Source organism: Enterobacter cloacae complex sp. P47BA, from assembly GCF_014930485.1.
GTDB classification, from domain to species: Bacteria; Pseudomonadota; Gammaproteobacteria; order Enterobacterales; family Enterobacteriaceae; genus Enterobacter; species Enterobacter bugandensis.
The window spans coordinates 18,713-37,274 of sequence record NZ_JADBRF010000024.1 but is presented as its reverse complement, the minus strand read 5'-3'; the positions used below and the strand labels follow the sequence as shown (position 1 = coordinate 37,274).

Here is an 18,562-nt window from a genome sequence, read left to right as displayed (position 1 = left end):
ACCTTTTAAACCAGGCCGAACAGCGTCAACAGCAGGTCGATAACCTTGATACCGACGAAGGGCACCACCAGCCCGCCCAGGCCGTAAATCCACAGGTTGCGGCGCAGCATGGCGGCGGCGGTCAGCGGTTTATAGCTCACGCCCTTCAGCGCCAGCGGAATAAGAAAGACAATGATCAGGGCGTTGAAAATCACCGCGCTCAGAATGGCCGATGCCGGAGAGTGCAGGTGCATCACGTTCAGCGCATTGAGCTGCGGATAGGTGGCCGCAAAGGCCGCCGGGATAATGGCGAAATACTTCGCCACGTCGTTGGCGATACTGAAGGTGGTCAGCGAACCGCGCGTCATCAACATCTGTTTGCCGATGTGCACCACCTCAATCAGCTTGGTCGGGTTAGAGTCGAGGTCGACCATGTTGCCCGCCTCTTTTGCTGCCTGGGTACCGGAGTTCATCGCCACCGCCACGTCGGCCTGCGCCAGGGCAGGGGCATCGTTGGTACCGTCACCCGTCATCGCCACCAGACGACCTTCCGCCTGATACTGACGAATCAACGCCAGCTTGGCTTCCGGCGTGGCTTCGGAAAGGAAATCATCCACGCCCGCTTCGGCGGCAATCGCCGCTGCGGTAAGACGGTTATCCCCGGTGATCATCACCGTTTTAATGCCCATTTTACGCAGCTGGGCAAAGCGCTCTTTAATGCCGCCTTTAACGATATCCTTCAGGGCAATTACGCCCAGCACGTTCGCGCCTTCTGCCACCACCAGCGGCGTGGCCCCCTGACGGGCTACGCTTTCGACCAGGTTGTCCACTTCAGGCGGGAAGTGGCCATTGTTGGCCTCAATGTGGCGACGGATGGCGTCAACAGAGCCTTTACGGATCATGCGATCCTGAATGTTAATCCCGCTCATTCGAGTTTGCGCCGTAAACGGCACGAAGGTGGCATGCAGGCTCTGAACGTCGCGCTGGCGCAGGTTAAAGCGCTGCTTGGCGAGGATCACGATACTGCGGCCTTCCGGGGTTTCATCGGCAAGCGAGGAGAGCTGTGCCGCATCCGCCAGCGTTTTTTCATCCACGCCCGGGGCGGGTAAGAATTCGGACGCCTGGCGGTTACCGAGGGTAATGGTCCCGGTTTTATCCAGCAGCAATACATCCACGTCACCGGCGGCTTCAACCGCACGCCCGCTGGTGGCGATGACGTTAGCACCGAGCATACGGCTCATGCCGGCCACGCCGATGGCCGACAGCAGGCCGCCGATGGTGGTAGGGATCAGGCAGACCAGCAGCGCCACCAGTACGGTGATGGTGACCGGAGTGCCGCCATAGGCGGAAAATGGCCACAGCGTCGCGGTTGCCAGCAGGAAGACGATGGTCAAGGCTATCAGCAGGATGGTCAGGGCAATTTCGTTCGGTGTTTTACGGCGCTGAGCGCCTTCAACCATGGCGATCATCCGGTCGAGGAAGGTTTCGCCCGGGTTGACGCTGCACTGGATCACCAGCCAGTCGGAAAGAATGCGCGTCCCACCCGTTACGGAGGCAAAATCGCCGCCGGATTCACGGATCACAGGTGCGGATTCCCCGGTAATGGCGCTTTCATCTACCGATGCGCCACCTTCAATGACTTCTCCGTCGTACGGGATGATGTCGCCAGCTTCCACCAGCACCACATCACCTTTACGTAGTTCATCCGCCGGAACGTGGTCCATCTGCGCGCCGTATTTCGGTTCACGTAATTTCCGCGCAAACGCCGTTTTTTTCACCCCTTTCAGGCTGTTGGCCTGCGCTTTACTCCGGCCTTCCGCCAGCGCTTCGGCAAAGTTGGCGAACAGCACGGTAAACCACAGCCACAGGCTGATGGCCCCGGTGAACATCGCGTTTCCCGGCATGTGACCCGTCCCCATGGCAATCGCCAGTGCGGTGGTCAGGACGCTGCCGGCCCAGACGATAAACATCACCGGGTTGTGCCATTGCACGCGCGGGCTCAGCTTTTTGACCGCATCCATAAGCGCCTGACGAACTAACGTCGGTTCGAGCAGGGCCAGTTGTTTACGACTCATGACAAATACTCCGCAAAATCAGCGTAAAGAGAGAGTTTCCGCGACCGGGCCTAACGCGAGGGCGGGGATAAAGGTCAGGGCGCCGACCAGCAACACGGTGCCCGTCAGCAGGCCGATAAACAGCGCGCCGTGGGTCGGTAACGTCCCGGTGGTGGTCGGTTGGATTTTTTTATTCACCAGCGATCCGGCAATCGCCATAACCGGCACAATGATCCCGAAGCGGCCCACGAACATGCAGAACGCCAGCAGACAGTTCCAGAACGGAGAGTTGGCGCTTAAGCCTGCAAAGGCGCTACCGTTGTTGTTGGCGGCCGAGGAGACGGCATACAGCACTTCGCTAAAGCCGTGAATGCCCGGGTTAAAGATGCCGCTACGTCCTGCTTCGGTCATCAGGGCCAGCGCGGTGCCGAGCAGCACAAGCGCCGGGGTGACCAGAATCGCCAGCGCGGTTAATTTCATCTCGCGAACGTCGATTTTTTTACCCAGATATTCCGGGGTGCGGCCAATCATCAGACCGGCAATAAACACCGCCAGCAGCACGAACAGCAGCATGCCGTAAAGACCGGAGCCCACGCCGCCAAATACCACCTCGCCAATCTGCATCAGCCACATCGGGATCATGCCGCCCAGCGCGGTGAAAGAGTCATGCATGGCGTTCACCGCCCCGCACGAGGCTGCTGTAGTGACGACTGCATAAAGGCTGCTGGCAAGAATGCCGAAGCGGCTTTCTTTGCCTTCCATATTAATAGTGCTGTTCGCCCCAAGCTGCATGAAATGGGGGTTGCCGCTCCATTCAGCCCACATCACCAGCGCCACGCAGACCACGAAGATCAGCGACATGGTCCAGAGCAGTGTGCGGCCCTGACGGCGATCGTTGACCACATCACCAAAGGCGAAACAGAGCGCGGCGGGGATCAGGAAGATCGCCAGCATCTGCACAAAATTGGTCAGGGCGGTAGGGTTTTCAAACGGATGCGACGAGTTGGCGTTGAAGAAGCCGCCGCCGTTGGTGCCGAGCATCTTGATGGCTTCCTGCGACGCCACTGGCCCCATCGGCAGGAGCTGTTTTGCCCCTTCCAGCGAGGTATAAGGCGCGTAAGGCATCAGGTTTTGCAGGGTGCCCTGCTGAATAAAGAACAGCGCGATGAGCAGCGCAATCGGCAGCAGGATCCACAGCGTAATGCGCGTCAGATCCACCCAGGCGTTACCCAGGGTACCGATTTTCTGACGTGCAAACGCGCGCGTCAGCGCGAAAATTACCGCGATACCGCTGGCTGCAGAGAGGAAGTTCTGCACGGTTAATCCAGCCATCTGGCTGAAATAGCTCAGCGTGGTTTCACCGGCATAGGACTGCCAGTTGGTGTTGGTAACAAAACTGACTGCCGTATTCAGCGCCAGGTGCCAGGACAGGTCCGGTAACCGTTGCGGATTCAGAGGCAGGCTACCCTGCAGCATCAGCATGGCAAAAAGTGCAATGAGCCCAACGATGTTCAGCAGCAGAATGGCGATCAGATATTCACGCCAGCTCATCTCCCGATCGTCGATTCCCAGCACGCGCCAGATCCCTTTTTCAACGCTTCCCGTGCCGGGCAGGGGGACGTTGTTGATCAATCGCGCCAGTCCCGAGCCCAGTGGTCTTGCCAGAACGAACAATACCACTAAGAAGCTGGCAATAAGCAAAAACGCCTGAGCAGCCATCAGAATGCCTCCGCGTTAATCAGGGCATAGACCAGATAACCCAATAACAGGAACACCAGCACGATGCCGGCAATAAGACCTGCACTCACAATCCACCTCCGGGTGACTTTTGTTGTTGTGCTAACGGTAGGATTTATGGCGCAAAGATTTCGCAAAAATGAGAAGGGCGGGTGTAAAAAAAGTATAAAAATGGCAAAGCCCACAATTTAACTATTGATAAGTAAATCGTTAACTTTTTTGTAACTTAATTACGGTGCGAGTGTAAATTTTTGCTAAACGGACGAAAATAAGTGGTCGGATGAGTAGTAAAATTACAAACAAAGCGATATTATTTTATCCAGGTCACAGATTTCACATTTTCCGGAGAAGGTTTCCGGCCAACTACAGGGGAGAAAAATATGGATCTTTATAAAGAGTATCCGGCTCATATCGTGTTCATGCGTCGCACTTTCGCCGTAGTGGCTGGCGTGCTGGCCCTGCCGGTGATGCTGTTCTGGAAAGATCGCGCGCGTTTTTACAGCTATCTGCACCGCGTCTGGGCGAAAACCAGCGAGAAGCCGGTGTGGATGGATCAGGCAGAGAAAGCGACCTGCGATTTCTATTGATACAACGCTGACGCGTAGCCATAAAAAAACCGCCAATAGCAATATGGCGGTTTTTTTGTCCCTCGGGATTCGCGGTCCGTTGGGTGGTCTTCAAGCCCTCGTCAGAGGCTTCCAAGAATATCTCGGGTCCTTAAGTAATCAAACTGCCACTCCCTAAATATATTCTTAAAAACCTTTTCGGTGGATTACGTTTTACACCAGGGCCAACTACTATGCAGCGTCCCTTTCCGCCATCTCGCACATGGGCACCGGTCCCGGGAAAGGCGTCACCACAACCGTAAGTCAGGCTCTCGTCAGGGCTTGTGTCCACCGATTTATCACCGGTGGTGAACGGTGGAGCGGTTAGCAGCAGGGACCGCATAGTGAAACGCTATATATGCATCGCGTTCATTGTCGCCAGCGTACTCGTTGTAAAGAGTGATGAACCTAATGCGTTTGTCGCTTTAACCACGATAGCGCAGGACAAGTAGCGTTAAGGCCGCCCCGGGCGGCCTTTTTTATTTCATCCCGTCTACACTTCATGGCAAAGTAGTTCAATGCATGCTTTTTCCTTGTATGGCATGCCCTTATGGACATAATGGACAATAGCCTGGAGTTTTATGCCCACCCATCTGGTTTGGTTTCGCGCGGATTTGCGCGTACATGACAACATCGCTCTCGCGGCAGCCTGCCGCTCTGATGACGCCAGCGTACTGGCGCTATTTATCGCCACGCCTGAGCAGTGGCAGCAGCATGATATGGCACCACGGCAGGCGGCTTACCTCAAATCACACCTGAACGAACTGCAGCACGCGCTTGCCGAGAAAGGCATACCTCTTATCTACAAAGAGGTCAGCGATTTTACCGCGCAGCTTCATATGCTGCAGGAGATATGCCAGCAGAACGGCGTCACGCATCTTTTTTATAACTACCAGTACGAACTGAACGAACAGCAGCGGGACCGCCAGCTGGAGAAAATGCTGGGAGAGGTGGTATGTGAGGGATTTGATGACAGCGTGATACTGGCTCCGGGCAGCGTTATGACCGGCGGTCACGAAATGTATAAAGTGTTTACGCCATTTAAAAATGCTTTTGTTAAGCGCCTGAAAGAGGCGCTGCCGGAGTGCGTACCCGCGCCCGCCGCCAGAGGAGAGGCTATAACCGATCTCCCCGAATTAACGTTCAACTATCCCCAACGGGCATTTGATGAACTTCTGTTCCCTGCCAGTGAGAAGGCCGCTATTGCGAAGCTGCGCCAGTTTTGCAAGCAGGGCGCGGGAGAATATGACGCGCGCAGGGATTTCCCGGCAATTGAAGGGACAAGCCGGTTATCGGCCTGCCTGGCGCTGGGCGTGCTCTCTCCTCGCCAGTGTTTGCATCGTCTTCTGGCCGAACAGCCGCAGGCGCTGGACGGTGGTGCGGGCTCGGTGTGGCTGAACGAACTTATCTGGCGTGAATTCTACCGCCATCTGATGACGTACCATCCCAATCTCTGTAAGCATCGTCCGTTCATTACGTGGACCGACAGCGTAAAATGGCAGCACGATGAGGCACTTTTACAGGCCTGGCAAAAAGGGGAGACGGGCTATCCGATTGTGGACGCCGCTATGCGCCAGCTAAATGAAACCGGGTGGATGCACAATCGTCTGCGAATGATTACCGCGAGCTTCCTGGTGAAAGATCTGCTTATCGACTGGCGAATCGGAGAGCGCTATTTTATTTCTCAGCTGATCGATGGCGATCTGGCGGCGAATAACGGTGGCTGGCAGTGGGCGGCCTCTACCGGCACCGATGCGGCTCCCTATTTCAGGATTTTTAATCCGACCACGCAGGGGCAAAAATTTGATGCCAACGGCGACTTTATTCGCCGCTGGTTGCCCGCGCTCAGGAACGTTCCTGAAAAAGCGATCCATGACCCGTGGGCATGGGCGGATAAACAGGGCGTAAAGCTCGATTATCCCCGCCCGATTGTCGACCATAAACAGGCGCGCGTCGCCACGCTGGCGGCGTACGAAGCCGCACGAAAAGTTTGAGAGAATGATGATGAAAAACAGTGAACTGGAACGCCTGATTAACGAAAAACTTAATACCGCCTCCTTTAGCGACTATGGCCCGAATGGCCTGCAGGTCGAAGGGCGCGAAACGGTGCAGAAAATCATCACCGGCGTGACGGCAAGCCAGGCGCTGCTGGATGAGGCGGTGCGTCAGGAAGCCGACGCGGTGATTGTCCATCACGGTTACTTCTGGAAAAACGAATCGCCGATTATCCGCGGCATGAAGCGCAAACGCCTCAAAACGCTGCTGTCGAATGATATCAACCTGTACGGTTACCATCTGCCGCTGGATGCGCATCCTGAACTGGGAAATAACGTCCAGCTGGCACAGCTGTTAGGGATTACCGTGATGGGTGAAATCGAGCCGCTGGTGCCGTGGGGCGAACTGTCGATGCCGGTACCGGGGCTGGAGCTGGCATCGTGGATCGAAGCGCGGCTGGGGCGTCGTCCGCTGTGGTGCGGAGATACCGGGCCGGATACCGTGAAGCGCGTGGCGTGGTGTACCGGCGGCGGCCAGGGCTTTATCGACAGCGCCGCGCGCTTTGGTGTTGATGCGTTTATTACCGGCGAAGTCTCCGAGCAGACGGTTCACTCAGCCCGCGAGCAGGGGCTGCATTTTTACGCGGCAGGCCACCACGCTACCGAGCGCGGCGGTATTCGCGCCCTCAGCGAGTGGCTGACGGAAAATACCGATCTGGATGTGACCTTTATTGATATCCCTAATCCGGCCTGATGAGAGGTAGTTAAGTGCAGCGAGCGCGTTGTTATCTTCTGGGTGAAACCGCGGTAGTTCTGGAGCTTGAGCCTCCCGTGACGCTTGCCACGCAAAAGCGTATCTGGCGCCTGGCACAGCGACTGCCCGAGCTACCCGGCGTGGTTGAAGCTATTCCGGGTATGAATAATATCACCGTGGTGCTACGCGATCCGCACACCGGGGCGCTGGATGCCATTGAGCGTCTTCAGCGCTGGTGGGAAGAGAGCGAGGCGCTGGAACCGGAATCGCGGGCGATTGAGATCCCGGTTGTCTATGGCGGCAAAGGTGGCCCTGACCTTGGCGTGGTGGCCGAACACTGTGGATTAACAGTAAAGCAGGTTGTGGAGCTGCACAGCTCGGTGGATTACGTCGTCTGGTTTCTGGGTTTTCAGCCGGGCTTTCCGTATCTGGGCGGATTATCTCCCCGGCTGCATACCCCGCGTCGGGCTGAGCCGCGCCTGAGCGTACCCGCAGGAACGGTGGCGATTGGCGGTGAACAAACCGGAATTTATCCGCTTACTTCACCGGGCGGCTGGCAGCTTATCGGGCACACCTCTATGCCACTATTTAAACCGGGGCAGGAGGCACCGATCCTCCTGCGTCCGGGTGATACCCTGCGCTTTATCCCGCAGAAGGAGGGGGTATGTTAACGCTTATTCGCGCGGGGCTTTATACCTCCGTTCAGGATGCCGGACGCTTTGGCATGCGCCAGTCCGGCGTGAGCTACTGCGGTGCGCTCGATCGTCCTTCGCTGGAGATTGCCAACCTGCTGGTAGGCAACGCGGGCAGCACGGCGGCGTTAGAAATTACGCTGGGTCAGTGCGTTATTGAATTTGGTGAGGAGACCTGGTTCGCCTTAACCGGCGCGGGCTGTGACGCAACGCTGGACGGCAAAGCGGTGTGGACCGGCTGGCGATTGCGGGCGAAAGCCGGGCAGCGTCTGACGCTTAAGCGTCCTCTGCACGGCGTGCGCAGCTATCTTGCCGTGGCGGGGGGCATCGACGTGCCGGAGGTGTTGGGCTCATCCAGCACCGACCAGAAAGCGGGAATGGGCGGCCACGAAGGACGGCTGCTGCGCGACGGCGATCGTCTTGCGATTAAGCCATCAGCGCGCCATTTCACCACCACGCAGGGCGTGAAGCAGCTGCTGTGGGGGAACGTGATCCGCGCCTTGCCGGGACCGGAATATCAGGAGTTTGATGAAGCCTCAAAAGAGTCTTTCTGGCGTTCGCCGTGGAAAATCAGCCCGCAGAGTAACCGTATGGGTTACCGGCTTCAGGGGCAGCCGCTGACCCGCACGACTGACCGGGAGCTGCTTTCCCACGGGCTGCTGCCGGGGGTGATTCAGGTGCCGGGCAACGGGCAGCCCATCGTACTGATGAACGACGCGCAAACTACCGGCGGCTATCCGCGTATTGCCTGCATTATCGAAGCGGATCGCTACCATCTGGCGCAAATCCCCCTCGGTCAGCCGATTCATTTCGTGCAGTGTACGCTGGAGGAGGCGCTAAAGGCCCGGCAGGATCGGCAGCGCTATCTCGAACAGCTGGCGTGGAGGCTTGATGGTAAAGATTGATTTAAACGCCGATCTGGGGGAGGGCAGCAGCGCCGATGCGGAACTGATGACCCTGGTCTCCTCGGTCAATATCGCCTGCGGTTTTCACGCGGGCGATGCGCAAACCATGCTGGAGAGCGTGCGTAATGCCATTAAAAACGGCGTGGCGATTGGCGCTCACCCGAGCTTCCCGGACCGGGAGAACTTTGGCCGTACGGCGATGGATCTGCCCCCTGAGACGGTCTACGCTCAGGTGCTCTACCAGATCGGCGCGCTGGAGGCGATAGCGCGCGCTGAGCATGGCGTGCTGCGTCACGTCAAACCGCACGGCATGCTCTATAACCAGGCAGTGAAAGACCCGGCGCTGGCGGAGGCGATTGCCCGCGCGGTGCGGGACTGCAATCCGCAGCTGATTCTGGTTGGCCTGGCGGGTAGCGAGCTTATTCGTGCCGGAGAACGGCTGGGGCTGACGACGCGGCAGGAAGTCTTTGCCGATCGGGGATACATGCCGGACGGCAGCCTGGTGCCGCGCACGCAGGCCGGTGCGCTGATTACTGACGAAAATAAAGCGCTGGCGCAGACGCTGGCGATGGTGCGCTTCGGGCGGGTGACCGCCGTGGATGGAACATCCGCAAATGTTCAGGCCGATACGGTGTGTTTACACGGCGACGGGGAGCATGCGCTCCAGTTTGCGCGACGCCTGCGGGCGGCGTTCTCTGAAGAGGGCATTCTCGTCAGCGCAGATTGATTATAAAAGGACAATGACATGCCTGAAGGTCCGGAGATCCGCCGCGCGGCGGATAGCCTGGAGGCGGCGATAAAGGGCAAACCCCTGACCGATGTCTGGTTTGCCTTTCCTCAACTTAAGCCGTTTGAAACAGAGCTGGTGGGACAGACGGTGACCCATATTGAAACGCGCGGCAAAGCGTTGCTCACGCATTTTTCCCATAACCTGACGTTATATAGCCATAACCAGCTCTACGGTGTGTGGCGCGTAGTCGATGCGGACGAGCAGCCGCAAACGACGCGCGTGCTGCGCGTCCGGTTACAAACGGCGGATAAGGCGATCCTGCTCTACAGCGCCTCTGATATCGAAATGTTAACGCCGGAGCAGTTGCTGACGCATCCGTTCTTACAGCGCGTCGGGCCGGACGTGCTGGACATGCGCCTGACGGCGAGCGATGTGAAGGCCCGATTGTTATCGCCCAAATTCCGCAACCGCCAGTTTTCCGGATTGTTGCTCGATCAGGCTTTTCTGGCGGGATTAGGCAACTATCTGCGGGTGGAAATCCTTTGGCAAGTGGGGCTGGCGCCCCAGCGCAAGGCCTCTCAGCTTAGCGAGGAACAGCTGGACGCGCTGTCTCACGAGCTGCTGGATATTCCGCGGCTGTCGTACAACACGCGCGGCCTGGTGGATGAGAACAAACATCATGGGGCACTGTTCCGCTTTAAGGTATTCCATCGGGCGGGGAAAAAGTGCGAGCGGTGCGGCGGGATTATCGACAGGATTATGCTCTCTTCCAGACCTTTTTACTGGTGCCCGCACTGCCAGAGATAAAAGCAAAACGGTAACCCAGGGGTTACCGTTTTTAAGGTTTGTTCCCTCTCCCTGTGGGAGAGGGCCAGGGTGAGGGCATCAGGCCGCACCCAACGTTTTTTAGCGCTTCAGGTCAGACTTAAAATCACGCTGCTCGTAGCCGGTATACAGCTGACGAGGACGGGCGATTTTCATGCCTTCGCTGTGCATTTCGTTCCAGTGCGCAATCCAGCCTACGGTACGCGCCATGGCGAAAATCACGGTGAACATGGAAGACGGAATGCCCATCGCTTTCAGAATAATGCCAGAGTAGAAATCGACGTTCGGGTAGAGTTTCTTCTCGATGAAGTACGGGTCGTTCAGCGCGATGTGTTCCAGCTCCATCGCCACTTCCAGCAGATCGTCTTTGGTGCCCAGCTCTTTCAGCACTTCATGGCAGGTCTCACGCATAACGGTAGCGCGCGGGTCGTAGTTTTTGTAAACACGGTGACCGAAGCCCATCAGGCGGAAGGAGTCATTCTTGTCTTTCGCGCGACGCACGAACTCTGGAATGTGCTCAACGGTGCTGATCTCTTCCAGCATCTTCAGCGCCGCTTCGTTCGCGCCGCCGTGCGCCGGTCCCCACAGGGAGGCGATGCCCGCAGCGATACAGGCGAACGGGTTCGCGCCTGAAGAGCCTGCGGTACGGACAGTAGAGGTAGAGGCGTTCTGCTCGTGGTCAGCGTGCAGGATCAAAATACGGTCCATCGCGCGTTCCAGCACCGGATTCACTTCATACTCTTCGCACGGCGTGGAGAACATCATGCGCAGGAAGTTGCCGGCGTAGGAGAGGTCGTTACGTGGGTACACAAACGGCTGGCCGATGGAGTATTTGTAGCACATCGCCGCCATGGTCGGCATTTTGGACAGCAGGCGGAACGCCGCGATATCACGGTGACGCGGGTTATTCACGTCAAGTGAGTCGTGGTAGAACGCCGCCAGCGCACCGGTAATCCCGCACATCACCGCCATTGGGTGAGAGTCACGACGGAACGCATGGAACAGACGGGTAATCTGCTCATGGATCATGGTGTGACGGGTTACGGTGGTTTTGAATTCATCGTACTGCGCCTGCGTCGGCTTTTCGCCGTTCAGCAGGATGTAGCACACTTCCAGGTAGTTGGATTCGGTGGCTAACTGATCGATGGGGAAGCCGCGATGGAGCAGGATACCTTCGTCACCGTCAATGTAGGTGATTTTGGATTCGCAAGATGCGGTAGAGGTAAATCCAGGGTCAAAGGTAAATACTCCTTTGGAACCCAGCGTACGGATATCAATAACATCCTGACCGAGCGTGCCTTTTAGCACATCCAGTTCAATAGCATCATCACCATTTAGGGTGAGTTTTGCCTTTGTATCAGCCATTTACGGTCTCCTTAGCGCCTTATGCTTAAGACTGCTTTTACCGGATTTGCCTTCAGCTGTTAATCACCGTTACCAGATTGTTATTTGGCTTACCGCTCAGCTCACGAGGAGTAACCAGGGTACAGAGCTATGGCGCCTTGCAGGTAAACGAATGAAATATCAGTGAAACAACAGCAAATCAGCGTTTTTGCAGTCCGAATTATTCAAACCTGTATATCACTAATAACTGTCCTGATAACTTCGGTCAATACCATCACACTGTTACATAACTATTTGTCAGGTGAAAGAGAGACCTCATAACTTTTGCGCATTATATGCCTTTTCTGATGACGTTTGTAACAATATTGTTTAACATTTGTCAAATCAGATGATTAAAAATTAAAAAGATGTTGTTATCGTGACCCTGATCACTGTTCCAGAGAAAACCCAACAAACTGTATGTAGGTTAATTGTAATGATTTTGTGAACGGCCTATACTGCCGCCAGGTCTCCGGAACACCCTGCAATCCCGAGCCACCCAGCGTTGTAACGTGTCGTTTTAGCATTTGGAAGCAATGTTTTGCATGACGCGCAGTTATAGAAAAGGAACGCTGCTTGACCCGCATCGCAGTCCGGAGGAAGGAAACAATAAGAACAGCATGTGGGCGTTATTCATGATAAGAAATGTGAAAAAACAAAGACCTGTCAATCTGGATCTCAAAACGATCCGGTTCCCCGTAACAGCAATAGCGTCCATTCTGCACCGTGTTTCTGGTGTGATTACGTTTGTGGCGGTCGGTATTTTGCTGTGGTTACTGGGCACCAGCCTCTCTTCCCCTGAAGGATTCCTCCAGGCCTCGGCCATCATGAATAGCTTCTTCGTGAAATTTATCATGTGGGGCATTCTCACCGCGCTGGCCTATCACGTTGTTGGCGGTGTACGCCACATGCTGATGGACTTTGGCTATCTGGAAGAGACGTTCGAGGCCGGGAAACGTACCGCGAACATTTCATTTGTGATCACTGTCGTGCTTTCACTTCTCGCAGGAGTTCTCGTATGGTAAGCAACGCCTCCGCATTAGGACGCAACGGCGTACATGACTTCATTCTGGTCCGCGCTACCGCCATCGTCCTCACGCTTTACATCATCTATATGATCGGTTTCTTCGCGACCAGCGGCACGCTGACGTGGGAAATCTGGAGTGGTTTCTTCGGATCGGCCTTCACCAAAGTGTTCACCCTGCTGGCCCTGTTCTCCATCCTTATCCATGCCTGGATCGGCATGTGGCAGGTGTTGACCGATTACGTTAAACCGCTGGCGATTCGCCTTCCGCTGCAACTGATTATTGTTGTTGCGCTGCTGGTTTACGTCATTTATGGATTTGTTGTGGTGTGGGGTGTGTAATGAAACTGCCAGTCAGAGAATTTGATGCTGTTGTGATTGGTGCGGGTGGCGCAGGTATGCGCGCCGCACTGCAAATTTCCCAGAGCGGCCAGACCTGTGCGCTGCTCTCTAAAGTGTTCCCGACCCGTTCCCACACTGTGTCCGCGCAGGGCGGTATTACCGTTGCGCTGGGTAACTCCCATGAAGATAACTGGGAATGGCACATGTACGACACGGTAAAAGGTTCCGATTATATCGGCGACCAGGATGCCATCGAATATATGTGTAAAACCGGCCCGGAAGCGATTCTGGAGCTGGACCATATGGGTCTGCCGTTCTCCCGTCTGGAAAATGGCACCATCTATCAGCGTCCGTTTGGCGGCCAGTCGAAAAACTTCGGCGGCGAGCAGGCGGCACGTACCGCGGCGGCGGCTGACCGTACCGGTCACGCACTGCTGCACACCCTGTATCAGCAGAACCTGAAAAACCACACCACCATCTTCTCCGAGTGGTATGCGCTGGATCTGGTGAAAAACGCCGATGGCGCAATTGTTGGCTGTACCGCGCTGTGCATCGAAACCGGTGAAGTGGTTTACTTCAAAGCCCGCGCGACCGTGCTGGCGACCGGCGGTGCAGGCCGTATTTACCAATCCACCACCAACGCCCATATCAACACCGGTGACGGTGTCGGTATGGCTATTCGCGCCGGCGTACCGGTGCAGGACATGGAGATGTGGCAGTTCCACCCAACCGGTATCGCCGGTGCGGGCGTGCTGGTCACCGAAGGCTGCCGCGGTGAAGGTGGCTACCTGCTGAACAAACACGGCGAGCGCTTCATGGAGCGTTATGCCCCGAATGCGAAAGACCTGGCGGGTCGTGACGTGGTGGCGCGTTCCATCATGATCGAAATCCGTGAAGGCCGCGGCTGCGATGGCCCATGGGGTCCACACGCGAAGCTGAAGCTCGACCATCTGGGTAAAGAAGTGCTGGAATCCCGTCTGCCGGGCATTCTGGAACTGTCCCGTACTTTCGCGCACGTCGATCCGGTGAAAGAGCCGATCCCGGTTATCCCAACCTGCCACTATATGATGGGCGGTATTCCGACCAAAGTGACCGGTCAGGCGCTGACCGTGAACGAGCAGGGCGAAGACGTGGTCATTCCTGGCCTGTTCGCGGTAGGCGAAATCGCCTGCGTATCCGTACACGGCGCCAACCGTCTGGGCGGCAACTCCCTGCTGGACCTGGTGGTATTTGGTCGTGCGGTGGGTCTGCATCTGCAGGAGTCCATTGCCGAGCAGGGCGCGCTGCGTGATGCAACCGACGACGAAATCGACGCCTCTCTTGAACGCCTCAACCGCTGGAACGGTAACCGTAACGGCGAAGATCCGGTGGAAATCCGTAAAGCGCTGCAGGAGTGCATGCAGCACAACTTCTCGGTATTCCGCGAAGGCGATGCGATGGCCAAAGGCCTTGAGCAGCTGAAGGCGATCCGCGAGCGTCTGAAAAATGCCCGTCTGGACGACACCTCCAGCGAGTTCAACACCCAGCGCGTTGAGTGCCTGGAGCTGGATAACCTGATGGAAACCGCATTCGCAACCGCGATGTCGGCAAACTTCCGTACCGAAAGCCGTGGCGCCCATAGCCGCTTCGACTTCCCGGATCGTGACGATGAAAACTGGCTGTGCCATTCCCTGTATCTGCCAGAGTCGGAAACCATGACGCGTCGTAACGTCAACATGGAACCGAAACTGCGTCCGGCGTTCCCGCCGAAGATTCGTACTTACTAATGCGGAGACAGGATAATGAAACTCGAATTCTCAGTTTATCGTTATAACCCGGATGTTGATGACGCTCCGCGCATGCAGGACTATACCCTCGAAGCGGAAGAAGGTCGTGACATGATGCTGCTGGATGCCTTAATCCAGCTGAAAGAGAAAGATCCTACGCTGTCGTTCCGCCGCTCCTGCCGTGAAGGGGTATGTGGCTCTGACGGTGTGAACATGAACGGCAAAAACGGCCTGGCCTGCATCACGCCAATTTCAGCGCTGCAGCGTCCTGGTCAGAAAATCGTTATCCGTCCTCTGCCAGGCCTGCCGGTCGTGCGTGATTTGGTGGTAGACATGGGGCAATTCTATGCACAATATGAGAAGATTAAGCCTTACTTATTGAATAATGGGCAAAATCCACCCGCTCGCGAGCACTTACAGTCTCCTGAGCAGCGTGAAAAACTCGATGGTCTGTACGAGTGTATTCTCTGCGCATGCTGTTCAACGTCCTGCCCGTCGTTCTGGTGGAACCCGGACAAGTTTATCGGCCCTGCGGGTCTGCTGGCTGCCTATCGCTTCCTGATCGACAGCCGCGACACCGAAACCGACAGCCGTCTGGAAGGATTAAGTGACGCTTTCAGCGTATTCCGCTGCCATAGCATCATGAACTGCGTCAGTGTGTGTCCGAAGGGGCTGAACCCGACGCGTGCCATCGGCCATATTAAGTCGATGCTGCTGCAGCGCAGTGCGTAAGTAGTGAGAGGGGAGCGCTGTTCCCCTCACCCTCACCCTAACCCTCTCCCAAAGGGAGAGGGAATAAATTGCAGAAACCTTTAAAAACTGCCCTGAAGTCTAGACAGTTTCTAAAGGTTCCTTCGCGGGCCAAAGTAAAAGAGCTCGCAGGTGAACCCCGGCACGTACACGCGGTGTGCGTGGTAGTTTCTACGGCGAAAGTAAGCATAAAAATGCTTAAGGGATCACGATGCAGAACGGCGCAATGAAAGCCTGGCTGGACTCTTCTTACCTCTCTGGTGCCAACCAGAGCTGGATAGAACAGCTCTATGAAGACTTCTTAACCGATCCTGACTCAGTGGACGCAAACTGGCGTTCCATGTTCCAGCAGTTGCCTGGTACAGGGGTCAAACCGGATCAATTCCATTCCAAAACACGTGATTATTTCCGTCGTCTGGCGAAGGATGCCTCACGTTACTCTTCTGCGATTTCCGACCCTGACACCAATGCGAAGCAGGTTAAAGTCCTGCAGCTTATCAACGCTTATCGCTTCCGTGGTCACCAGCATGCGAATCTCGATCCGCTGGGACTGTGGAAACAAGACCGTGTGGCCGATCTCGATCCGGCGTATCACGATCTGACCGAGGCCGATTTCCAGGAAAGCTTTAACGTAGGTTCCTTTGCCATCGGCAAAGACACGATGAAGCTGGGCGATCTGATTGACGCGCTCAAGCAAACCTACTGCGGCTCCATCGGCGCGGAATACATGCACATTACCTCTACCGAAGAGAAGCGCTGGATCCAGCAGCGCATCGAATCCGTAGCGGGCCACGCGACCTTCTCGGCTGACGAGAAAAAACGCTTCCTCAGCGAACTGACCGCAGCGGAAGGGCTTGAGCGCTATCTGGGCGCGAAGTTCCCGGGCGCAAAACGCTTCTCGCTGGAAGGCGGCGACGCGCTGGTGCCGATGCTGAAAGAGCTGATTCGCCACGCAGGCAAGAGCGGCACCCGTGAAGTGGTGCTCGGCATGGCGCACCGTGGTCGTCTGAACGTGCTGGTCAACGTGCTGGGTAAAAAACCGCAGGACCTGTTCGACGAATTCGCGGGCAAACACAAAGAACACCTCGGCACCGGCGACGTGAAGTACCACATGGGCTTCTCGTCAGATATCGAAACCGAAGGCGGTCTGGTTCACCTGGCGCTGGCGTTTAACCCGTCACACCTGGAAATCGTCAGCCCGGTGGTTATCGGTTCCGTGCGCGCGCGTCTGGATCGTCTGGACGAGCCGAGCAGCAATAAAGTGCTGCCAATCACCATCCACGGTGATGCGGCGGTCACAGGGCAGGGCGTGGTTCAGGAAACCCTGAACATGTCGAAAGCGCGTGGTTATGAAGTGGGCGGTACCGTTCGCATCGTGATCAACAACCAGGTGGGCTTCACCACCTCTAACCCGCTGGATGCGCGTTCTACCCCGTACTGCACCGACATCGGTAAGATGGTACAGGCGCCAATCTTCCACGTTAACGCGGACGATCCGGAAGCCGTTGCTTTCGTTACCCGTCTGGCGCTGGACTTCCGTAATACCTTTAAGCGCGATGTGTTCATTGACCTCTTCTGCTACCGCCGTCACGGCCACAACGAAGCGGATGAGCCAAGTGCAACCCAGCCGCTGATGTACCAGAAAATCAAAAAACACCCGACGCCGCGCAAAATCTATGCTGACAAGCTGGAAAGTGACAAGGTGGCGACGCTGGAAGATGCGACCGAAATGGTCAACCTCTACCGCGACGCGCTGGACGCGGGGGAGTGCGTGGTGAAAGAGCTGCGTCCGATGAACATGCACTCCTTTACCTGGTCGCCGTACCTCAACCACGAGTGGGATGAGAGCTACCCGAACAAGGTTGAGATGAAGCGCCTGCAGGAGCTGGCTAAACGCATCAGCACCGTGCCGGACGCTATCGAGATGCAGTCTCGCGTGGCGAAAATCTACGCCGACCGTCAGTCCATGGCAGCAGGCGAGAAGCTGTTCGACTGGGGCGGGGCGGAAACGCTGGCCTACGCAACGCTGGTTGACGAAGGGATCCCTGTTCGTCTGTCCGGTGAAGATGCGGGCCGTGGGACCTTCTTCCACCGTCACGCAGTGGTTCACAACCAGTCTAACGGTTCAACCTACACCCCGCTGCAGCACGTGCACAACGGTCAGGGCCAGTTCAAGGTCTGGGACTCCGTGCTGTCTGAAGAAGCGGTACTGGCTTTCGAATACGGTTACGCCACGGCGGAACCGCGCACCCTGACCATCTGGGAAGCGCAGTTCGGTGACTTCGCCAACGGTGCGCAGGTGGTTATCGACCAGTTCATCTCCTCCGGCGAACAGAAATGGGGCCGCATGTGTGGCCTGGTGATGCTCCTGCCGCACGGTTATGAAGGCCAGGGTCCGGAGCACTCCTCCGCGCGTCTGGAACGTTATCTGCAGCTCTGCGCCGAGCAGAACATGCAGGTCTGCGTGCCGTCCACCCCGGCGCAGGTGTACCACATGCTGCGTCGTCAGGCGCTGCGCGGTATGCGCCGTCCGCTGGTGGTGATGTCGCCGAAATCCCTGCTGCGTCATCCGCTGGCGGTCTCCAGCCTGGAAGAGCTGGCGAACGGCACCTTCCTGCCGGCCATCGGTGAAATTGACGAGCTGGAACCGCAGGCCGTGAAGCGTGTGGTGATGTGTTCTGGTAAGGTTTATTACGACCTGCTGGAACAGCGCCGTAAGAACGATCAGAAAGATGTCGCCATCGTGCGTATCGAACAGCTTTATCCGTTCCCGCATCAGGCGATGCAGGAAGTGCTGAAACAGTACGCTCACGTACATGATTTTGTCTGGTGCCAGGAAGAGCCGCTCAACCAGGGCGCATGGTACTGCAGCCAGCATCATTTCCGTGAAGTGATTCCATTTGGGTCAGCCCTGCGCTATGCAGGTCGCCCGGCCTCCGCCTCTCCGGCGGTAGGGTATATGTCCGTTCACCAGAAGCAGCAACAAGATCTGGTCAATGACGCGCTGAACGTCGATTAATTA

General features: G+C 56.6%; 16 protein-coding genes. 12 read left to right on the top strand and 4 right to left on the bottom strand.

All coding sequences use genetic code 11. The annotated features are described in order from the left end of the window. Positions 1–5 precede the first annotated feature (5 nt). Genes kdpB through kdpF form a run of 3 tightly spaced genes read right to left on the bottom strand, consistent with a single transcriptional unit; the run spans position 6 to position 3,841 of the window. Positions 6–2,054, bottom strand: coding sequence for a potassium-transporting ATPase subunit KdpB (gene kdpB / locus IM299_RS20465; RefSeq protein ID WP_193358021.1), 2,049 nt, complete (start codon positions 2,052–2,054; stop codon positions 6–8). Between the two features lie 18 nt (positions 2,055–2,072). Next, positions 2,073–3,752 (bottom strand): potassium-transporting ATPase subunit KdpA, encoded by a 1,680-nt coding sequence (gene kdpA / locus IM299_RS20460; protein ID WP_193358020.1) that lies wholly within the window; start codon positions 3,750–3,752, stop codon positions 2,073–2,075. Next, positions 3,752–3,841: a K(+)-transporting ATPase subunit F gene (kdpF, locus tag IM299_RS20455; protein WP_014069365.1), complete on the bottom strand. Its 90-nt coding sequence runs from the start codon at positions 3,839–3,841 to the stop codon at positions 3,752–3,754. Before kdpF ends, kdpA begins: the two co-directional genes overlap by 1 nt. Before the next feature lie 309 nt (positions 3,842–4,150). On the opposite strand from kdpF, the gene IM299_RS20450 reads away from it, so the two are divergent. From IM299_RS20450 to nei, 7 genes are all read left to right on the top strand, one after another. Continuing rightward, on the top strand, positions 4,151–4,357 hold the full coding sequence (locus IM299_RS20450) for a YbfA family protein (RefSeq protein WP_014069366.1): 207 nt from the start codon (positions 4,151–4,153) through the stop codon (positions 4,355–4,357). A 599-nt stretch (positions 4,358–4,956) separates the two neighbouring features. Further along, positions 4,957–6,369 carry a deoxyribodipyrimidine photo-lyase gene (gene phrB, locus IM299_RS20445; protein WP_193358019.1) on the top strand — a complete coding sequence of 471 codons (1,413 nt, stop codon included), beginning with the start codon at positions 4,957–4,959 and terminating at the stop codon, positions 6,367–6,369. Between the two features lie 10 nt (positions 6,370–6,379). Beyond that, complete coding sequence (locus IM299_RS20440; protein ID WP_193358027.1) at positions 6,380–7,123, top strand: type 2 GTP cyclohydrolase I; 744 nt, start codon at positions 6,380–6,382, stop codon at positions 7,121–7,123. 14 nt (positions 7,124–7,137) lie between these two features. After that, a complete protein-coding gene (gene pxpB, locus IM299_RS20435; RefSeq protein ID WP_028012374.1) occupies positions 7,138–7,794 on the top strand; it encodes a 5-oxoprolinase subunit PxpB in 657 nt (218 codons plus the stop codon). Next, positions 7,788–8,720 (top strand): 5-oxoprolinase subunit PxpC, encoded by a 933-nt coding sequence (gene pxpC, locus IM299_RS20430; protein WP_028012375.1) that lies wholly within the window; start codon positions 7,788–7,790, stop codon positions 8,718–8,720. Before pxpB ends, pxpC begins: the two co-directional genes overlap by 7 nt. Beyond that, positions 8,707–9,447: a 5-oxoprolinase subunit PxpA gene (gene pxpA / locus IM299_RS20425; RefSeq protein ID WP_048957825.1), complete on the top strand. Its 741-nt coding sequence runs from the start codon at positions 8,707–8,709 to the stop codon at positions 9,445–9,447. The genes pxpC and pxpA overlap by 14 nt, the downstream gene beginning before the upstream one ends. An 18-nt stretch (positions 9,448–9,465) precedes the next feature. Then, positions 9,466–10,257 carry an endonuclease VIII gene (gene nei / locus IM299_RS20420; protein WP_193358018.1) on the top strand — a complete coding sequence of 264 codons (792 nt, stop codon included), beginning with the start codon at positions 9,466–9,468 and terminating at the stop codon, positions 10,255–10,257. Positions 10,258–10,356: 99 nt separating this feature from the next. Here nei and IM299_RS20415 read toward each other — a convergent pair whose 3' ends face one another. Further along, positions 10,357–11,640, bottom strand: coding sequence for a citrate synthase (locus IM299_RS20415; RefSeq protein WP_028012378.1), 1,284 nt, complete (start codon positions 11,638–11,640; stop codon positions 10,357–10,359). Between the two features lie 638 nt (positions 11,641–12,278). Here IM299_RS20415 and sdhC point away from each other — a divergent pair. The 5 genes from sdhC to sucA all read left to right on the top strand — a co-directional run bounded on the left by sdhC (position 12,279) and on the right by sucA (position 18,559). After that, positions 12,279–12,683 carry a succinate dehydrogenase cytochrome b556 subunit gene (gene sdhC / locus IM299_RS20410; RefSeq protein ID WP_026080740.1) on the top strand — a complete coding sequence of 135 codons (405 nt, stop codon included), beginning with the start codon at positions 12,279–12,281 and terminating at the stop codon, positions 12,681–12,683. Next, on the top strand, positions 12,677–13,024 hold the full coding sequence (gene sdhD, locus IM299_RS20405) for a succinate dehydrogenase membrane anchor subunit (RefSeq protein ID WP_003858621.1): 348 nt from the start codon (positions 12,677–12,679) through the stop codon (positions 13,022–13,024). Before sdhC ends, sdhD begins: the two co-directional genes overlap by 7 nt. Continuing rightward, positions 13,024–14,790 (top strand): succinate dehydrogenase flavoprotein subunit, encoded by a 1,767-nt coding sequence (gene sdhA, locus IM299_RS20400; RefSeq protein WP_041910764.1) that lies wholly within the window; start codon positions 13,024–13,026, stop codon positions 14,788–14,790. The genes sdhD and sdhA overlap by 1 nt, the downstream gene beginning before the upstream one ends. A 15-nt stretch (positions 14,791–14,805) precedes the next feature. Then, positions 14,806–15,522 (top strand): succinate dehydrogenase iron-sulfur subunit SdhB, encoded by a 717-nt coding sequence (sdhB, locus tag IM299_RS20395; RefSeq protein WP_008501090.1) that lies wholly within the window; start codon positions 14,806–14,808, stop codon positions 15,520–15,522. Between the two features lie 229 nt (positions 15,523–15,751). Then, entirely contained in the window at positions 15,752–18,559 is a 2,808-nt protein-coding gene (gene sucA, locus IM299_RS20390) for a 2-oxoglutarate dehydrogenase E1 component (protein ID WP_193358017.1), read from the top strand. Positions 18,560–18,562 lie beyond the last annotated feature (3 nt).

Excerpts from the sequence above, each read along its gene's own strand:
- kdpB (WP_193358021.1), bottom strand. The coding sequence starts at position 2,054 with ATGAGTCGTAAACAACTGGCCCTGCTCGAACCGACGTTAGTTCGTCAG.
- kdpA (WP_193358020.1), bottom strand. The coding sequence starts at position 3,752 with ATGGCTGCTCAGGCGTTTTTGCTTATTGCCAGCTTCTTAGTGGTATTG.
- IM299_RS20450 (WP_014069366.1), top strand. The coding sequence starts at position 4,151 with ATGGATCTTTATAAAGAGTATCCGGCTCATATCGTGTTCATGCGTCGC.
- phrB (WP_193358019.1), top strand. The coding sequence starts at position 4,957 with ATGCCCACCCATCTGGTTTGGTTTCGCGCGGATTTGCGCGTACATGAC.
- IM299_RS20440 (WP_193358027.1), top strand. The coding sequence starts at position 6,380 with ATGAAAAACAGTGAACTGGAACGCCTGATTAACGAAAAACTTAATACC.
- pxpC (WP_028012375.1), top strand. The coding sequence starts at position 7,788 with ATGTTAACGCTTATTCGCGCGGGGCTTTATACCTCCGTTCAGGATGCC.
- pxpA (WP_048957825.1), top strand. The coding sequence starts at position 8,707 with ATGGTAAAGATTGATTTAAACGCCGATCTGGGGGAGGGCAGCAGCGCC.
- nei (WP_193358018.1), top strand. The coding sequence starts at position 9,466 with ATGCCTGAAGGTCCGGAGATCCGCCGCGCGGCGGATAGCCTGGAGGCG.
- IM299_RS20415 (WP_028012378.1), bottom strand. The coding sequence starts at position 11,640 with ATGGCTGATACAAAGGCAAAACTCACCCTAAATGGTGATGATGCTATT.
- sdhC (WP_026080740.1), top strand. The coding sequence starts at position 12,279 with ATGTGGGCGTTATTCATGATAAGAAATGTGAAAAAACAAAGACCTGTC.
- sdhD (WP_003858621.1), top strand. The coding sequence starts at position 12,677 with ATGGTAAGCAACGCCTCCGCATTAGGACGCAACGGCGTACATGACTTC.
- sdhA (WP_041910764.1), top strand. The coding sequence starts at position 13,024 with ATGAAACTGCCAGTCAGAGAATTTGATGCTGTTGTGATTGGTGCGGGT.
- sdhB (WP_008501090.1), top strand. The coding sequence starts at position 14,806 with ATGAAACTCGAATTCTCAGTTTATCGTTATAACCCGGATGTTGATGAC.
- sucA (WP_193358017.1), top strand. The coding sequence starts at position 15,752 with ATGCAGAACGGCGCAATGAAAGCCTGGCTGGACTCTTCTTACCTCTCT.